The organism is Candidatus Marivariicella sp., from assembly GCF_983056325.1.
Map to the genome: position 1 here is coordinate 138,203 of NZ_CEZOWA010000001.1, position 17,977 is coordinate 156,179.

Consider the following 17,977-nt stretch of genomic DNA (forward strand, 5'->3'; position numbering starts at 1 on the left):
TAATTTATGTAAATGAAATGTCCATTTAATAATTTTAAGGCTTAAAAAACGTAAGCCTCTATTGATTTTTATCAATTCAATATTTTTTAATAAAGTTTAGTTGAATCAGCCGAAGGAAATCACGCTTGCTCTAAGAATAAATTTTTTCAACTAGATGTAGATATTTTGATTTAATAACTTTCCTTTTTAGTTTCATGGTTGGCGTAAGTAATCCGCTTTCAATTGTCCAAGCTTTAGGTGTTAATTCAAACTTTTTAATTTTTTCCCATTGACCGAATTTTTGGTTGTGAAAATCAATGTCTTTTTGAATAGCATTAATCAAATCTAGATTTTCACAAATATTATCAAAAGACTCAGTTATGTTTTTTTCTTTAACCCATATTTTTAGATATTCAAAATTTGGCTGAATTAATGCCGCTGCCATTTTTTCACCTTCACCAACAACCATTATTTGTTCAATGAACAAAGATTGTTTCATTTCTCCTTCAATTACAGCTGGAGCTATATATTTACCTCCAGAAGTTTTAAACATTTCTTTCTTTCTATCTGTTATTTTTAAAAACCCCTCAGAATCAATAATACCAATATCTCCTGTATGGAAAAAATCTCCTGACATAACCTCCTCTGTTTTCTTATCTTCTTTGTAATAACCCATCATTACATTAGGTCCTTTACATAGTATTTCTCCGTCTTCTGCAATTTTTACTTCAACTCCATCAACTAACTTACCAACAGTTCCAATTTTAAAACCGCCATCTCTCATGTCATTAAGAGAAACTGCAGGTGAAGTTTCGGTCAAGCCGTACCCTTCTACAATAGTCATTCCGGCTGCAGTAAATACCCTTGCTAATCTTGGCTGAAGAGCTGCGCTTCCAGAAGCTATAAGTTTTAGGTTTCCTCCTAGGGCCTCTTTCCATTTCGAAAGAATCAGCTTTTGAGCAACTGCAAGTTTAAGGGAGTAGAGTAGGCCATTTTTTCCATAGGGTTCATATTTTAATGCAATATCTACGGCCCAATAAAATAACTTTTGTTTTAGGCCATCTAACTCTTCGCCTTTAGAATAAATTTTATCATAAACTTTTTCTAGAAGACGAGGAACTGCTGTCATTATTTCAGGTTTAATCTCTTTAAGATTATCACTTATAGTTTCTAACGATTCAGCAAAATAAACTTTGATACCGTTATATAAGTAACTGTAGAGTACAACTCTTTCAAACACATGGCATATAGGTAAAAAGCTTAAAGCGCTTTCTTTTCCTGCTTCAAATGGAAATCTATTTGAGGTTGAAAGGACATTTGAAACAATATTATTGTGACTTAGCATTACACCTTTTGGAACTCCAGTTGTACCCGAAGTATATATAATTGTAGCGAGATCATTAGGTTTTACTTTTGATTTTTGTATTTTAATAAAATCAAGATCTATATTACCAGAATCAATTAATTCATTCCAATTACTACAATTATCAATTTTGTCAAAAGAATATATATTTTCAAGACTATTAACTTCATTTTTTATTGCATAAACTTTTTTATACACTTCTATGTCGCTGACAAAACAAAATTTACATTCTGAATGATTTAAAATATATAAATAGTCTTTAGATGAGATGGTAGGATAAAGAGGAACATTTATGGCTCCAATTTGAGATAAGCCAACATCTATAATCGACCATTCTGATCGATTTGTTGAAGAGATCATAGCAATTTTATCACCAGGTTCGACTCCCAATTTTAATAGAGAAGAGCTTATGTGATTAGCTTTTTCTAAGTAATCATATGTTGAAATGCTTTCCCACTTTCCATTATTTTTTGTATTTAAGATATTATCAAGTGGATGATTAATTTTAGCATATTCTAAAAAATCAAAAATTCTAGTAGGCTTCATGTGTTTATTTTTCACATGTAAAGTACAAATTAATTATATCAAATTAAAAAAAATGATTTTACTTGTTTTTTTTAAGCCAGTAATTTGCATTTTCAAAAGCCTTAATCCAGGGAGATACTTCATCATTTTTACGATCCTTGGGATAATATGCCCAATTCCATGGAAAAGTTGAGCGTTCTAAATGAGGCATCATAACAAGATGTCTTCCGTCATTATTAGTTAGCATAGCTGCATTATGGTCAGATCCGTTTGGGTTAGCTGGATAGTTTTTATAGTGATAGGTTCCTGGTATTTGATAATTATTTTTTGATCCAGGAAGATGAAATTTTCCTTCTGCGTGAGCAGCCCAGATTCCTAACGTACTTCCTTCAAGCCCTTTTAACATAATAGATGGAGAATCGAGAATATCAACAGAAGTGAATACACATTCAAATTTTCCAGAATCATTTTGAAGCATTTTAGGTTTGTTTTCTAATTCAGGTGTTAAAAGACCCAATTCAATAAATAATTGACATCCATTACAAACTCCAAGTGATAAAGTGTCTGTTCTTTTAAAAAAACGATCTAAACTTTTTTTAGCCTTTTCATTATAAATGAAGGATCCTGCCCATCCTTTTGCAGACCCTAGAACATCTGAATTAGAAAACCCACCAACAGCCACAATAAATTTAAATTCAGAAAGATCAGAATAACCATTGATTAAATCTGTCATGTGAATATCAGTAACTTCAAAACCAGCAATTTGCATTGCATAAGCCATCTCTCTCTCCGAATTACTTCCTTTTTCTCTTATTACGGCAGCTTTAATTTTTTTCTCAGATGAATTTGTAGGCATTTTACCCGTAAATAAACTTGGAAATGTGAAGTTTAAAATTTGCTTTTTATAATTTTTAAATCTCTCTAACGAAAGATCATTTAAGGTTTGATGACTATCTAAATCTGTAGATGTTTTAAACCATAAATCTCTGTAGTGATTTATGTCAAATTCGATAATACTATTACTATGTTCAATTGTAACTTTTTCAGATAAATTAATTTCTCCTAATTTCAAACATTTAATCCCTAATTTATTGAAATAAACTACTAAATCTGAATTTGACTGAATAATGATTCCTGGATTTTCAAAAAACAGATTTTCGTTAATTATATTTAAATTGTTAAGCTTAACAGCTGCTCCTGTCTTTGGAGTTGAAAAAAACATTTCTAAAAGGGTAGTTAAAAAGCCACCAGAGCTAATGTCGTGACCTGATGAAATTTTACCATCTTTTACTAAATCTTGAACAGCATTAAAAGCAGTTTTAAAATACAAAGTATCCTTGATAGTAGATGCTTTTTTACCTATTTTGTTTTGAATTTGCGCAAATGCGGTTCCACCTAAAAATAAATTATCAGATGAAAAGTCAACATAGTATAAAGACCCACCCTTAATATCAATATTAGGAGTTACAATTTTTTTAATATCAGAACAATGTGCTGTTGCAGAAATTATCACTGTACCTGGAGCAGTAACATCTCCATCTGCATACTTCTGTTTCATTGATAATGAATCTTTACCAGTCGGAATATTAATACCTAATTCTTGAGCAAAATTGGAACAAGCCTCTACGGCTTTGTATAGTCTAGCGTCTTCTCCAGGGTTATTACAAGGCCACATCCAGTTTGCAGATAGTGATATGGAGTTTATTTTATTTTCAAGAGGAGCAAAAACAATATTAGTTAGGGCTTTAGCAATTGCGTTTAAACTCCCTTTAGAGGGGTCAATTAAACCAACTACAGGAGAATGACCAATACTAGTTGCTATTCCCTCTTTGCCTTTATAGTCCAAGGCAATAACTCCACAATTACTTAGCGGTAATTGAATAGCTCCTACAGTCTGTTGTTGAGCAACTCTTCCTGTGACGCATCTGTCAACTTTATTGGTTAGCCAATCTTTACATGCAACACCCTCTAACATTAATATCCTAGATAAAACTGTCTTTGGATTTCCGCTTAAATCAATTTCACTAAATTCTGTTAGTTTATTATTGTCTTTGATTTTTGTTTTAGGAGAGTTTCCGAAAAGGAAATTTAATTTTAAATCAATTGGTTTTTCATTTGTTTTTTTATTAATAAAAGAGAAATGTTCATCACCAGTAACTTTTCCAACCTCATACATAGGGGCTCTTTCACGTAAGCAAATATTTTTTAGTGTTTCTAAATCTTTGGAAGAAATTATTAATCCCATTCTTTCTTGAGATTCATTCCCAATTATTTCCTTATCTGATAAAGTAGGATCTCCGATAGGGAGATTATTAATTATAATTTCACCTCCTGTTTCTTCAACCAGTTCTGATAAGCAATTTAAGTGACCTCCTGCTCCATGATCATGAATGGAAATGATTGGATTTTTAGTTTGTTCACATAGACTTCGAATTGCATTTGCAACTCTTTTTTGCATTTCAGGATTTGAGCGTTGAATGGCATTTAGCTCAATACCACTTTCAAAGGCTCCAGTGTCAGCAGAAGACACAGCGGCACCACCCATTCCAATCCGATAATTGTCACCACCCAAAATTACAATTATATCTCCTTTTTCGGGAGTGTATTTTTTTGAATGATCACTGTTCGCAAATCCAACACCTCCAGCTTGCATTATTACTTTATCATATCCTATTTTGATACCATTTTCTTCGTGTTCAAAAGTCAATAACGATCCTGATATTAATGGCTGTCCAAATTTATTTCCAAAATCTGATGCACCGTTAGAAGCTTTTATTAAGATATCAAGTGGAGTTTGATATCTCCAATTTCTCTCTGGAAATTGATTTTCATAGGCCTTATTATTTGTTGCTCTTGAATAAGGTGTCATGTAAACAGCTGTTCCTGCTAAAGGTATTGATCCTTGTCCACCAGCCATACGATCTCTTATTTCACCTCCGGATCCGGTTGCTGCTCCATTAAATGGTTCTACAGTTGTTGGGAAGTTGTGAGTTTCAGCTTTTAATGAAATCACACTATTTATTTCTCTTTTTATATAAACACTCGGTTTAGATCCACTTGAGGGAGCAAATTGCTCAATTTTTGGCCCCTTAATAAATGCAACATTATCTTTGTAAGCAGAAATGATTCCATTCGGATTTTTTTTAGATGTTTTCTTTATCCAATCAAAAAGTGAATCTTTTTTTAATATTCCATCAATTTCAAACTCGCCATTAAAAATCTTGTGTCTGCAGTGTTCGGAATTAACTTGAGAAAAACCAAAAACTTCTGAATCAGTTAATTCTCTTCCTAATTTTAGTGCTAAACTTGTTAAATACTGAATTTCATTTTTATTTAATGCTAAACCCTCTTTTTGATTGAATTGATCTATATTTTTAATATTTAAAATAGGCTCTGGTTTATCATTTAGTTTGAATAAATTTTGATCGAGGTTAATGAACTTTTGCTGAACCATCGAGTCAAAATTTATTAAAACTTTATCTAAAAAATATTTTTCAATCCTGAGTATATTATAAACCCCCATGTTTTGGATTATTTCTACTGCATTTGTACTCCAGGGTGTTAACATGTTTGCTCTGGGACCTATAAAATTTCCAACAACGATTTTTTCCAATAATGGAGAACTATTGTTAAACAACCAACTTAATTTTTCTTGCGTTTTTTGATTTAAAATAGAGGTACTCTGTACGGCATAAATTACTTTACTTTTATCTCCAAAAAAACGAATCATATTATAATGTATAGGCCAGTAAAAATACTTTTTTAAAAAACTAATACATTGTATTGAATAAAATATATTTTAAAATTTATTCACAGTTTTTTTTCAAGTTGAGCTACATAAAAGCCGTCAAATCCTGTTAAATGAGAAAAAAATGTCCTTTCTTTTATGTTAACAAAATTGGTTCCAGCCTTAGTGTTTAAAAATTTTTCAACTTGAATCTTGTTTTCCTGTTTAAATATTGAACATGTTGCGTAAATAAGTTGACCTCCAGGCTTAACATATTTTGACCAATAATTTATTAGATACTGCTGAGTATTATTCAGTTTTTTTATTTTTTTTGGATTCATTTTCCATTTAGTATCAGGATTTCTTTTAAGAACTCCAAGCCCGCTACAAGGAGCGTCAATTAAAACTCTATCAGCTTTTCCAATCAAATTTGTCAGATTATTCATCTCAGTAATATTGAATGTTTTAATTATTTTAACACCATTTCTTTTGGCTCTTTTATTTAACTCTACTAATTTAAAATCATGTTTGTCAAAGGCTATAATTTTGCCTTTATTTTCAATAATAGCAGCCATATGTATACTTTTTCCTCCAGCTCCAGCACAAGCATCTATAATTGTCATCTCTGGCTTTAAATCGCATAAAAAAGCAACTTTTTGCGAGTTTGCATCTTGAATTTCGAAATATCCTAATTTATAGGACTTTAGATTAGTCACTTTGCTGTATTCACATAAAACCAAGGCTTCTGGATATTCTTTTTTTGATAAGGTTTCTATATTTTCATCTTTGAGAATCTTTTTTAATTCCAAAATGTTTGTTTTCAATGAATTACATCTTAGAACTAGCGATGATCTTTTGTTAAAAGCATTTACTTCCTTATTCCATATATTCTCACCAAAATCATTAAGCCCCATTTCGTCTAACCAATCGGGGATTGATTCGTTAATTTTTCTATTATCAAGTATTTCATTTTCCCTTTTTAAAATTTCTTCAGAATTTATATTTGAAAACTCTATAAAATTTGGAATAGTTTGACCTTTTAAAACTATGGCACAACCCAAAATTTTCCATAAATCTTTTTTGGATGTTAACTCTTCAATATTTGAACAGTATCCATACTTTCTAATCCACCTTACAATATCATAAATCGTTGATGAAACGATTTTTCTATCACGTGCACCCCATTTTTTATTTTCATCAATTAGTTTATCAACAACTTTTATTGCTCGTTTATTACCTAAAAAAATCTCTTCTAAACCACTAATTACTCCAGTTAGTAGGTTATGGTGCCATTTCATTATATCAAAATTTAAATTTGTTGAAGTTGAACTAAGTTATAGTAAGCTTCTTTTTTAGAAAGAAGTTGACTGTGAGATCCACTTTCAATGATCTTGCCATTTTGCATAACAACTATAAGATCTGCTGTTTGAATAGTGGAAAGTCTATGGGCAATTACAATAGCTGTTCTACCTTTCATTATATATTCTAGGGCTTCTTGAACTAATTTTTCTGATTCTGTATCTAAGGATGATGTAGCTTCATCTAAAATCAAAATTTGAGGATTTTTAAGTATAGCTCTAGCTATAGAAATTCTTTGTTTTTGACCTCCAGATAATTTATTCCCACTCTCCCCAATGTTGCTTTCATACCCATTTTCCATATGCATGATGAAATCATGGGCATTTGCAGCTTTTGATGCCTTGATTATCTCTGAATCAGATGCATTTTTTTTTCCAATAATTAAATTATTTTTTATACTATCATTAAAAAGTATCGAATCTTGAGTTACAATTCCAACCATTTTGTTGAGGGATTTTTTTTTGATTTCTGGAAGCTCCACACCGTCAATCTTTATTGATCCACTTTGAACATCATAAAAACGAGCTAAAAGATTTGCTATTGTTGTTTTCCCACTTCCTGATTGCCCAACTAAAGCGACTGTTTCACCTTTTTGGATTACTAAATTCAAATTTGATAAAATAATTTGATTGTCATACGAAAACTTAACATCTTTAAATTCTATTTTTGAATTTAAAGATGTTTTATCGATGGCATCAACTTTATCCTTTAGTGAATTTTCAGCTTCAAGTATCTCAATAATTCTGGCTGCAGCAGCATCTCCTTTTCTAATACTAAAAATAGATTTACTTATTGCCTTTGCTGGCGTGAGTATATTATATGCTAATCCGATAAAAACTAAAAAAGTACTTCCTTTAATGGATTGATCTATCAAAACCATTTGTCCTCCGTACCATAGTAAAACTCCAATGACTGAGATTCCGAAAAATTCACTGCTAGGGGCAGCTAAATTTGCTCTGTGGAGTAAACGATTAGAATAATTAAAAAATCTATTTGTAGAATTTTGAAATTTATTTATGAATGAATCACCAGCTCTAAATATTTTTATAATTTTTTGACCATTAATGGTTTCATCAATGATGGATAAAAAATAGCCTTGTTCTTTTTGTACTAGATCAGAATCTTTTCTTAGTTTTTTTCCAATTAGTGAAATGAAAAAACCAGAAATAGGAATAAATATTATTACAAATAAAGTAAGCTGAGAGCTAATTGTGAACATTGCAATTATTGTAAATATAATAGTTAGTGGTTCTCTTATTAAAAGCTCTAGAATTGACAAGAAAGACACCTGAACTTCTAGAACATCTGCAGACATTCTTGCCATTAAGTCTCCTTTTCTTTTTTCTGAAAAAAAAGCAACTGGTAAATTAATTATTTTATCAAAAATTGCATTTCGGATGTCTTTCAACACCCCGTTTCGAAGATATGTTATAAAAAATAATGCTAAATAATTAAATAGATTTTTAAGAAGAAATAAAACTATTACTAAGCTAACAACATATATTAAAGTAGTTCCAATGTTTTTATCTAATTGATAATTCACTTGAAAACTTAACCAGTCTTCAATGTATGACTTAAAAGAATTAAATTCAGAATATACTGGCTCTGTAGTATTTTTCTTAGTGTCTTGAAAAAGCACTTCTAGTAACGGAATAAAAGCTATCATCGAAAGGGCACTGAAAAATGCATATAAAACATTGAAAAATATATTTAAAAAAGCATACCCTTTGTATGGTATTGCATATTTTAATATTTTTTTAAAAAACTCCATTTTATAAATTTAAATCAAAAATAATTGAGTCAATTTTTTTGTCTAATTCTTTTTCGGTTAATTCCCAATTATCGTTTTTGAAGGTTTTTGAATTAACACTAAAGTAAAACTTAATTTTCGGCTCAGTTCCACTAGGGCGGATTGCAATCTCACTACCGTCCTCAAGAATAAATATAATTACATTTGATGTTGGAAGGTCGATCTTGTGTTTCATTTTATTTTTTAAATCTATTTCAATAGAAGTCAAGTAATCCTTAATTGAATTTACAGATTGATTATTTATACTTTTTGGAGAATTATCTCTGAAATTCTTCATCATTTTTTTTATTTTTTTTTCTCCGCTAATACCGTCCAGTTTATAACTTATCAAACGTTCTTTATGGGGACCATATAATTTATAACATTCAATCATATAATCGAAGATATTCTTATTTTTAAACTTAAGTATTGCCGCAATTTCACATATTAAAAGCGCTGATGTTACGGCATCTTTGTCTCTAATTTTATCCCCAATTAAGTATCCAAAACTCTCTTCACCTCCAAATATAAAATTTTGAGTTTTTCTTTCTTCAATTTCTTTCCCAATCCACTTGAAGCCAGTTAATGTTGATAGACACTGTATTCCATAATGAAGTCCTAATTTATTCATTACTGGAGAAGAAACAATAGTAGAAGCAATATAGTCTTCAGATTTTAAAAGTCCCATTTCTTTTCTTCTATCTAGTAAAAAGTTAGCCATTATTAGCATAGTTTGGTTACCATTTAGAATATAAAATTTACCTTTTTCATTTTTAACGGCGATCCCAAGTCTGTCCGAATCCGGATCTGTACCTATCACAATCTCTGCATCTTCCTTTTCAGCTAATTTAATAGCAATTTTAAGTGCTTCAGGCTCTTCGGGGTTTGGAGATTTAACCGTTGGAAAATTTCCGTCAGGTTTTGATTGTTCATTAACTACAATTAAAGATTTATGTCCTGCTTTTTTTAATACTTCTGGAATTGAAATGATTGATGTTCCATGAAGAGGGGTAAATACTATTTTGAGATTATCAGATTTTACTTGATCTTGTTTGCCAAGCTCTAAACAAGTATTTATGAAAGCATCGTCTAACTCCTTATATATAAGATGAAATTTGTCCGTTGATCCCCTAAAAATTATGTCACTATAATTAATCGAATTGATTTGATCCATCAATTCTTGATCATAAGGTGGGACCAGTTGACCGCCATCTTTCCAGTAGACTTTATATCCATTATATTCTGATGGATTATGAGATGCAGTTAAAACAATTCCACAATTTGCTTTAAGATATCTAACAGAATATGAAAGCTGTGGAGTAGTTCTTAATGACGAAAATTGATAAACTTCTATGCCATTACCTAAAAATACATTTGAAACTATTTTTGAATAAATATCATTGTTATTTCTACAGTCAAATGCAATAACAACTCTAATGTTTCCTTTAGGGAATTTATTTTTAAGAAAATCCGAAAGTCCTTGAGTTGCTTTTCCTAAAGTATATTTATTTATTCTGTTAGTACCAACACCCATGACCCCTCTCATGCCTCCTGTTCCAAACTTTAGATCTTTATAAAAGGAGTCTTCTAATTGATCAGGGAAATTAAAAAGTGTTTTTACATGATTTTGTGTTTCATTATCAAAAGGAGATTTACACCATTTTAACGCTCTTTCTTTAATTTCTTTCACCAGAAGTAGTTTGAGAGATTATATAGTTTTTTGGATTATTTTTTTGTCTTAATAAAAGTTCACCTATGAATCCAGAAATAAAAAACTGAACTCCTATAACAATGGTAACTAGGGCAATAAAAAATTGAGGTCTATCAGTTATTAGTCGAGAATTAACATTGAAATATAATTTGTCAACCCCTAAATATAGCGTAAAGCCCATGCCAATACTAAACATAAAAGTACCAAGAAGTCCAAAAAAATGCATTGGTCTTTTTCCAAATTGATTTAAAAACCATAGTGTCAATAAGTCAAGAAAACCATTAATAAATCTTTCAGCTCCGAATTTTGTTATTCCATATTTTCTTGCTTGATGCTTAACTTCTTTTTCTGAGATTCTTTTAAAGCCTGCTTGAGAAGCTAAAACGGGAATATACCTATGCATTTCTCCACTAACATCTATAGTTTTTACTACGTTTTTTTTATAAACCTTAATTCCACAGTTAAAATCATGCAATTTAATTCCAGAGACTATTCTAGCAGCAAAGTTAAATAGCTTTGAAGGTATATTTTTTAAAAATAAATTATCATATCTTGTTTTTTTCCAACCAGAAACTATATCAAGTTTTTCTTTATTTAGCTTAATTATCATAGATGGAAGTTCTTCGGGGGAGTCTTGAAGATCAGCATCTAATGTGGCGATATATTCTCCTTCAGCAAACTTAAATCCTGCATTTAAAGCTTGAGACTTACCGTAGTTTTTAGCAAAACGATAACCACATACATTATGGTTTTTAGATGACAAATCATCTATTATTTTCCATGAATCATCAGAACTCCCATCATCAATAAATATAAGTTCAAACGAGTATCCGGCATCATTTAAGCTAGATTTAATCCATTGATGTAATTCTATCAAAGACTCTTCTTCATTATATAAAGGGACAACAACGGAAATATCCAAAGTAAAATATTTATAACAAATCTACGAAAATTGAAATTTAATTAGGATTTGTTTTTTTTAGAATTAAACCGCCAAATAAAGAAATTAAAAAGCCCATAAAAATGGATCCAAGAAGTCCACCAGCAATTCTTATTGGGAGAGTGGTAAATTTCTTTGACATTTCTATTGCTTGATTTGCATCTTCAACTGACATTTCTTGATTTCCATCTAGCATTTTTTGTTTAGCAATTTCTAATGTTTTATCCATAAACTGGGGATCCATGAATTCGGTCAAAATTATTGCATATAATGTTCCTATGACTCCAGAAATCAAGGCTATTCCAACCCCAACTTTAAGACTTTGTGAAAGTGACACTAATCCATCGTTGTCATTTCTATATTGATAGATACCATAATTTATAAAACATACACTTAAAATTAATGGAACAAAAGAAGACAAAGTGTCTCCTTGATAATGAGCGTCAAGAAGAAAAAGCATTAATTGAAAAAACACACTAGCCACCCCGAGTATAGTTCCAAAGTTTATAGCATAGGCTGATGTTTGAATTTTAGAATTTTCCATTTGAAATATTTAATGCAATTTAACTTTTATAAAGAATAATTTAAAATAATCTCTTGTGTTTTGTATGTATTAAAAAAAAAAGTAAATTTGTTATCTCAAATAAAAAAAATGCGAATCGATATTCACCCCAAAAACTACAGACTTGTTGCATTTAAAGATATGTCCAATGAAGAGGTTTTTATAACTAAGTCTACTGTTGAGTCAAAAGAAATGATTGAAGTTAAGGGTGTTGAATATCCTCTTGTAAAACTTGAAATTTCTAGAACTTCTCATCCGTTTTACACTGGTAAATCTAAGTTAGTTGATACTGCAGGAAGAATTGACAAGTTTAAAAACAAATATTCCAAGTTTAAGAAGTAGTATTCTAGTAACTAAACTACTTTTTTTTTCAAAAACATTTTATTGTTTTGTTCAATCCTGGAAACATCTCAAATAACAATTCAAAAAGTATTCCCCAAACAAGAATAGCATTCCATACTTTGGGGTGTAAACTTAACTTTTCCGAGACATCAACAATATCTAGAGGCTTTAATAGTGATCAATATCAGCATGTTGATTTTAATAAGATTGCGGATGTTTATGTTATTAATACTTGTTCAGTTACTGATAATGCAGATAAAAGATTTAAATCACTAGTTAATAAAGTTCTTAAATTAAACGAAAAAGCTTTTGTGGCTGCAATAGGTTGTTATGCTCAACTTCAGCCTAAGGAGTTACTATCCATTAAGGGTGTTGATTTAGTTTTGGGTGCAAATGAAAAATTTAATCTCCCAGATTATTTAAATGATCTTAATAAAATAGAAATTGGAAAAATTCATTCTTGTGAGATTGATGAGGTGAATGAATATGTTGGCAGTTTTTCTTTAAATGGCCGAACAAGATCATTTTTAAAAGTCCAAGACGGATGTGATTATAAATGTACTTATTGTACCATACCCAATGCAAGAGGTGTTTCAAGAAGTGCAAGTTTGGAGAGTATTATTTCCAGTATTGAAGAAATTTCTTCAACAGGAGTTAATGAAATTATTCTAACAGGGGTCAATATTGGGGATTTCGGTAAAGGTGAGAATAATAATAAAAATCATAAACACACTTTTTTAGAACTAATTAATGCTTTAGATAATCTTAAATTAATTGAACGCATAAGAATATCTTCAATCGAGCCTAATTTACTTAAAAATGAAATTATTGATTTTGTATCTAAAAGCCATTGTTTTGTTCCTCATTTTCATATTCCACTACAAAGTGGGAGTGATATGATATTGAAGAAAATGAAAAGAAGATATTTAACTCCTTTATATTTAGATCGTGTATTGAAAATTAAAAAATTAATTCCAAATGCCTGTATAGGTGTCGATGTTATTGTTGGATTCCCTGGTGAATCTGATGATAGTTTTATTGACACTTATAATTTTTTAAAAGACTTACCTATTAGCTATTTACATGTTTTCACTTATTCGGAAAGGAAAAATACAGAAGCTGCATTAATGAAAAATACAATACCCATCAATATTCGAAGCAAAAGAAGTAAAATGTTGAGAACATTATCTGTAAAAAAACGTAGAGCTTTTTATGAGTCTCAGCTTGGGAAAGAATTAAATGTTTTGTTCGAGGGGGAAAATAAAAAAGGTTATATGTACGGTTTCACAGAAAATTATATAAAAGTTAAATCACCATGGAATCCAGATTATATAAATAAGATAATACCCTTGAATTTGAAAAAAATAGATAATGAAGGGTATGTAAGGTGTTAAAGTTTAATACCGACAGGTAAAAGAGATTTGTAAGATTTATTTCTACGAACAAAACCAGCAATTTTTGGAGATGTAGGAACGACTTTCATGTTTCTGTCAGATAAAACCTCTAGAACACAACGAATAAATTTTTCTTCAAAATTTTTATCACTAATTCCCTCTGGTACAAATATTTTTGTTAAAAATATTTTTCTTTCTTGTTCTGCATACTCAATACGTGCAAGTGAGTTTTCAACAGTAGTTTCAAATTGTCTAAGGAATTCATTGTTTTCGAGAACTATATTTGCCATATTGAAAAAAATTTATATTTAAAATAATCCCTTTAATTGTAACTTTATCCAGAGATAACTGGATTTTTAAAGGGCAATAAATTTACAAAAAATTTGTTGATCATCTAGTGTATGAAAGTTAAAATATGGAAAATAAATATTTATATCTAATGCCAGGTCTAGGAGCTAGTCCAAAAATTTTCGAACTGTTAAAGTTTCCAAATTCATTTGTAGTTAAACATTTATCGTGGATTTCTCCTTTTAAAAATGAAAAATTATCCTCCTATGCTATTAGAATGAGCAAGTTGATAAAACACGAAAACCCAATACTTATTGGTGTTTCTTTTGGAGGAATTTTAGTACAGGAAGTCTCAAAAGTGATTAATTGTGAAAAAGTTATAATTATTTCAAGTTTAAAATCAAATAAAGAATTACCAATTCATATGAAAGTAACCAAACACACTAAAGTTCATAAATTTATTCCTTTCAAATGGATTGGAAATATTGAAAATTTAGCTCTTTTTGTTTTTGGAGATTCCATTAAATTAAGAGTAGACCTTTATAAGAAATACCTATCACATAGAGACCCCGAGTATTTGAGTTGGGCTTACAATGCGCTAGTTAATTGGGAGCAAGAAAGTAATAATCAATCTATTATTCATATCCATGGAATGAAAGATAATATATTTCCAATACGTAAAATTAAAAAACCGTTTATTAAAATCAAGGGTTCCCATGCTATCATATTGACTCAAGCTAATTGGTTCAATAATAACTTGCCCAAACTTATCTTGAGTTAAAAAATTATATTTTTTTTAATTGCTGTTGCATTAATTTCATTTGAGAACTAAGCATTCCTTGTCGATCTAGTTTTTTTGCTTCAGCAAGCAACATTGTAGCTTCTCGTTTTCTTCTTTTTTGCATCGATATTCCAGCTAAACTCATCTTGGCCATTGCTAAATCATGATTAAAAGAAAGTCCTAGAACAATTGCTTTTTTAAAATTTTTTTCTGCAATTGTTAAATTGGTTTGGGATTTTATTATTCCATGCAAGTAGTAAAAATATCCTTGCTGTTTTTTTACTAAACTTGATTCAGGATTTTTAATTTTATTCAACCATTTTTCAGTACCAACAAAGTCCTGTTTACGTAATCTTAAAAATGCTAAAAAAATTATCTCATTTTTAAAATATAAAAGAATAAACATTCCAGCAATAAGCATACAGAATATTCCATTTCCAATATAATTTTCAATAAATTGATAAATTGAATATGAAAATAAACATAAAGCAAAAAATAATTTGATAATCTTTGGAAACATAATTTTATATTTAATTTCAAAGGTAAAAAAAAAGGTTTGGAATTATTAACTAAAGGTTTTGTTAAATAAAAAGATGTTATATATTTGCGCAGCTTTAATGGAACATATACTACCATAAAGTTTAGAAATATGAAAAGAACATTCCAGCCTTCAAAAAGAAAAAGACGAAATAAGCACGGTTTTCGTGAGAGAATGGCTAGTCCTAGCGGTAGAAAGGTTATATCTAGTCGTCGAGCTAAAGGCAGAAACAAAATATCAGTTTCATCTGAACCTAGACATAAAAAATAATGTTTTTACATTATTAAAATTTTTAAGGTGTTACTTTTTTTAAGTAGCACCTTTTTTTTTATATTGAATTTGTAATGCAATCATAAATTAATGCCAAAAAACAATAAATTAAAAAGTATATTAATAATAGGATCAGGCCCTATAATTATTGGACAAGCTTGTGAATTTGACTATGCAGGAACTCAAGCACTTCGTTCACTTAGAGAAGATGGAATTGAAACTGTTTTGATCAATTCCAACCCTGCGACTATAATGACTGACCCCTCTATGGCAGATCATATTTATTTAAAACCGCTGACAACTAAATCCATAATTGAAATTTTAAAAATTCACGCTATAGATGCTGTACTACCTACAATGGGAGGTCAAACTGCTTTAAATCTTTGTATAGAAGCAGATGACAAGGGGATATGGAAGGATTATAATGTTGATATTATTGGCGTTGATATAGATGCAATTCAAATTACAGAGGATCGAGAACAGTTTAAACAATTATTGAAAAAAATTAATATTCCTGTTGCTCCAGCTGAAACTGCAAACTCAATTTTAAAAGGAAAAGAAATTGCTCAAAAATTTGGTTTCCCTCTAGTAATTAGACCATCATTTACATTAGGAGGGACAGGTGCTGCATTTGTTCATAATGAACAAGATTTCAGCGAACTTCTATCAAGAGGTTTAGAGGCATCACCTATACACGAGGTTCTTATAGACAAAGCATTATTAGGATGGAAGGAATATGAGCTCGAGTTATTAAGAGATAAAAATGATAACGTTGTAATCATCTGTACAATAGAAAACATGGATCCAATGGGTATTCATACGGGAGATTCAATTACTGTTGCTCCTGCAATGACACTTTCAGATAATACTTTTCAGAGAATGAGGGACATGGCAATTAAGATGATGAGAAGTATTGGAGATTTTGCTGGGGGTTGTAATGTTCAGTTTGCAGTTAGCCCTGATAAGAAAGAAGATATAATAGCAATAGAAATAAACCCTAGAGTTTCTCGTTCGTCAGCTTTAGCATCAAAAGCATCTGGATATCCGATAGCCAAAATAGCAGCCAAGTTGGCAATTGGATATAATTTAAATGAATTAGAAAATCAAATTACAAAATCTACATCAGCATTATTTGAGCCTACCCTTGATTACGTAATAGTAAAAATTCCTAGATGGAATTTTGACAAATTTGAGGGATCTGACAGAACACTTGGATTACAAATGAAATCTGTTGGTGAAGTTATGGGGATTGGGAGATCTTTTCAAGAAGCACTTCACAAAGCAACACAATCCTTAGAAATTAAAAGAAACGGTCTTGGAGCTGACGGTAAAGGATATACTGATTATGATCAAATTTTAAATAAACTAAAAAACGCAAGTTGGGATAGAGTTTTTGTTATATATGATGCAATTCAGATAGGAGTTCCTCTTACCACAATAAACGATATTACTAAAATTGATATGTGGTTTTTAAAGCAGTATGAAGAGCTTTATAAACTCGAATGTGAAATTTCAAATCACTCAATAGAAACAATTTCCTCTTCATTAGTTCTGGAATCCAAACAAAAAGGTTTTGCAGATAGACAAATTGCCCATATGTTAAATTGTTTGGAAAGTCAGGTATACAATAAAAGAGATAAACTTGGTATTCAACGTGTTTACAAGTTAGTTGACACATGTGCAGCTGAATTCCAGGCTAAAACTCCCTATTATTATTCAACCTTTGAAGAAAAAATGCAACTCGCAGGTTCGGATAAAAAATTTAGTGTTAACGAAAGTGCTGCGAGTGATCGAAAGAAAATCGTTGTACTTGGTTCAGGCCCCAATAGAATAGGCCAGGGAATTGAATTTGATTATTGTTGTGTCCACGGTGTTTTGGCTGCGAGTGAGGCAGGTTATGAAACAATTATGATTAATTGTAATCCAGAAACAGTTTCCACTGATTTTGATGTAGCTGATAAACTATATTTTGAACCTGTATTCTGGGAACATATATATGATATTATTAGACATGAAAACCCGGTAGGTGTAATTGTTCAATTGGGTGGTCAGACAGCTTTAAAATTAGCAGAAAAACTAGATCGATATGGAATTAAAATAATTGGAACAAGTTATAAGTCTCTTGATTTAGCTGAGGACAGAGGAAGTTTTTCAACTCTTCTTAAGGAAAATAATATTCCATATCCTGATTTTGGAGTTGCAGAAAATGCAGAAGATGCAATTAGATTAACTGAGGAGCTAGATTTCCCAATTTTAGTTAGACCATCCTATGTTTTAGGTGGTCAAGGAATGAAGATTGTAATTAATAAGGAAGATTTAGAAGCCCACGTTGTTGATTTATTGAGAAAGATCCCTAACAACAAACTTTTATTAGATCACTATTTAGATGGAGCTATAGAGGCTGAGGCC

The 17,977-nt window shown here is 30.3% G+C and carries 14 protein-coding genes; 5 read left to right on the forward strand and 9 right to left on the reverse strand.

Translation table 11 applies throughout. The features are described from left to right. Positions 1-130: 130 nt before the first annotated feature. From AC3ATN_RS00655 to AC3ATN_RS00685, 7 genes are all read right to left on the reverse strand, one after another. A complete protein-coding gene (locus AC3ATN_RS00655) occupies positions 131-1,888 on the reverse strand; it encodes an AMP-dependent synthetase/ligase (protein WP_487531279.1) in 1,758 nt (585 codons plus the stop codon). Between the two features lie 58 nt (positions 1,889-1,946). Further along, positions 1,947-5,597: a phosphoribosylformylglycinamidine synthase gene (gene purL / locus AC3ATN_RS00660; protein WP_487531264.1), complete on the reverse strand. Its 3,651-nt coding sequence runs from the start codon at positions 5,595-5,597 to the stop codon at positions 1,947-1,949. Positions 5,598-5,677: 80 nt separating this feature from the next. After that, entirely contained in the window at positions 5,678-6,892 is a 1,215-nt protein-coding gene (locus AC3ATN_RS00665; protein WP_487531265.1) for an RsmB/NOP family class I SAM-dependent RNA methyltransferase, read from the reverse strand. Positions 6,893-6,903: 11 nt separating this feature from the next. Then, positions 6,904-8,724 carry an ABC transporter ATP-binding protein gene (locus tag AC3ATN_RS00670; RefSeq protein ID WP_487531266.1) on the reverse strand — a complete coding sequence of 607 codons (1,821 nt, stop codon included), beginning with the start codon at positions 8,722-8,724 and terminating at the stop codon, positions 6,904-6,906. 1 nt (position 8,725) lies between these two features. Further along, complete coding sequence (locus AC3ATN_RS00675) at positions 8,726-10,432, reverse strand: phospho-sugar mutase (protein WP_487531267.1); 1,707 nt, start codon at positions 10,430-10,432, stop codon at positions 8,726-8,728. Further along, a complete protein-coding gene (locus tag AC3ATN_RS00680; protein WP_487531268.1) occupies positions 10,419-11,375 on the reverse strand; it encodes a glycosyltransferase family 2 protein in 957 nt (318 codons plus the stop codon). The genes AC3ATN_RS00675 and AC3ATN_RS00680 overlap by 14 nt, the downstream gene beginning before the upstream one ends. 37 nt (positions 11,376-11,412) lie before the next feature. Continuing rightward, positions 11,413-11,937, reverse strand: coding sequence for a DUF4199 domain-containing protein (locus tag AC3ATN_RS00685; RefSeq protein ID WP_487531269.1), 525 nt, complete (start codon positions 11,935-11,937; stop codon positions 11,413-11,415). A gap of 108 nt (positions 11,938-12,045) precedes the next feature. Between AC3ATN_RS00685 and AC3ATN_RS00690 the strand changes: the two genes are divergently transcribed. Next, on the forward strand, positions 12,046-12,297 hold the full coding sequence (locus tag AC3ATN_RS00690) for a type B 50S ribosomal protein L31 (RefSeq protein ID WP_487531270.1): 252 nt from the start codon (positions 12,046-12,048) through the stop codon (positions 12,295-12,297). Positions 12,298-12,344: 47 nt separating this feature from the next. Next, positions 12,345-13,691 (forward strand): tRNA (N(6)-L-threonylcarbamoyladenosine(37)-C(2))-methylthiotransferase MtaB, encoded by a 1,347-nt coding sequence (gene mtaB, locus AC3ATN_RS00695; RefSeq protein ID WP_487531271.1) that lies wholly within the window; start codon positions 12,345-12,347, stop codon positions 13,689-13,691. Here mtaB and AC3ATN_RS00700 read toward each other — a convergent pair. Continuing rightward, positions 13,688-13,981, reverse strand: a complete 294-nt coding sequence (locus tag AC3ATN_RS00700) for a GNAT family N-acetyltransferase (protein ID WP_487531272.1) — start codon at positions 13,979-13,981, stop codon at positions 13,688-13,690. The genes mtaB and AC3ATN_RS00700 overlap by 4 nt on opposite strands. Positions 13,982-14,106: 125 nt before the next feature. On the opposite strand from AC3ATN_RS00700, the gene AC3ATN_RS00705 reads away from it, so the two are divergent. Continuing rightward, positions 14,107-14,760, forward strand: coding sequence for an alpha/beta hydrolase (locus tag AC3ATN_RS00705; protein ID WP_487531273.1), 654 nt, complete (start codon positions 14,107-14,109; stop codon positions 14,758-14,760). Between the two features lie 4 nt (positions 14,761-14,764). Here the strand turns inward: AC3ATN_RS00705 and AC3ATN_RS00710 are convergent, their stop codons facing one another. Next, complete coding sequence (locus tag AC3ATN_RS00710) at positions 14,765-15,280, reverse strand: DUF2892 domain-containing protein (RefSeq protein WP_487531274.1); 516 nt, start codon at positions 15,278-15,280, stop codon at positions 14,765-14,767. A gap of 129 nt (positions 15,281-15,409) precedes the next feature. Between AC3ATN_RS00710 and rpmH the strand changes: the two genes are divergently transcribed. Continuing rightward, the gene (gene rpmH, locus AC3ATN_RS00715) at positions 15,410-15,568 is read left to right on the forward strand and encodes a 50S ribosomal protein L34 (RefSeq protein WP_487531275.1); all 159 of its coding nucleotides are present in this window, start codon (positions 15,410-15,412) and stop codon (positions 15,566-15,568) included. Between the two features lie 90 nt (positions 15,569-15,658). Then, a partial coding sequence (carB, locus tag AC3ATN_RS00720; protein WP_487531276.1) for a carbamoyl-phosphate synthase large subunit occupies positions 15,659-17,977 on the forward strand: 2,319 nt, incomplete at its 3' end.

Coding starts and splice junctions, on each gene's coding strand:
- AC3ATN_RS00655 (WP_487531279.1), bottom strand. CDS start 1,888: ATGAAGCCTACTAGAATTTTTGATTTTTTAGAATATGCTAAAATTAAT.
- purL (WP_487531264.1), bottom strand. CDS start 5,597: ATGATTCGTTTTTTTGGAGATAAAAGTAAAGTAATTTATGCCGTACAG.
- AC3ATN_RS00665 (WP_487531265.1), bottom strand. CDS start 6,892: ATGAAATGGCACCATAACCTACTAACTGGAGTAATTAGTGGTTTAGAA.
- AC3ATN_RS00670 (WP_487531266.1), bottom strand. CDS start 8,724: ATGGAGTTTTTTAAAAAAATATTAAAATATGCAATACCATACAAAGGG.
- AC3ATN_RS00685 (WP_487531269.1), bottom strand. CDS start 11,937: ATGGAAAATTCTAAAATTCAAACATCAGCCTATGCTATAAACTTTGGA.
- AC3ATN_RS00690 (WP_487531270.1), top strand. CDS start 12,046: ATGCGAATCGATATTCACCCCAAAAACTACAGACTTGTTGCATTTAAA.
- AC3ATN_RS00700 (WP_487531272.1), bottom strand. CDS start 13,981: ATGGCAAATATAGTTCTCGAAAACAATGAATTCCTTAGACAATTTGAA.
- AC3ATN_RS00705 (WP_487531273.1), top strand. CDS start 14,107: ATGGAAAATAAATATTTATATCTAATGCCAGGTCTAGGAGCTAGTCCA.
- AC3ATN_RS00710 (WP_487531274.1), bottom strand. CDS start 15,280: ATGTTTCCAAAGATTATCAAATTATTTTTTGCTTTATGTTTATTTTCA.
- rpmH (WP_487531275.1), top strand. CDS start 15,410: ATGAAAAGAACATTCCAGCCTTCAAAAAGAAAAAGACGAAATAAGCAC.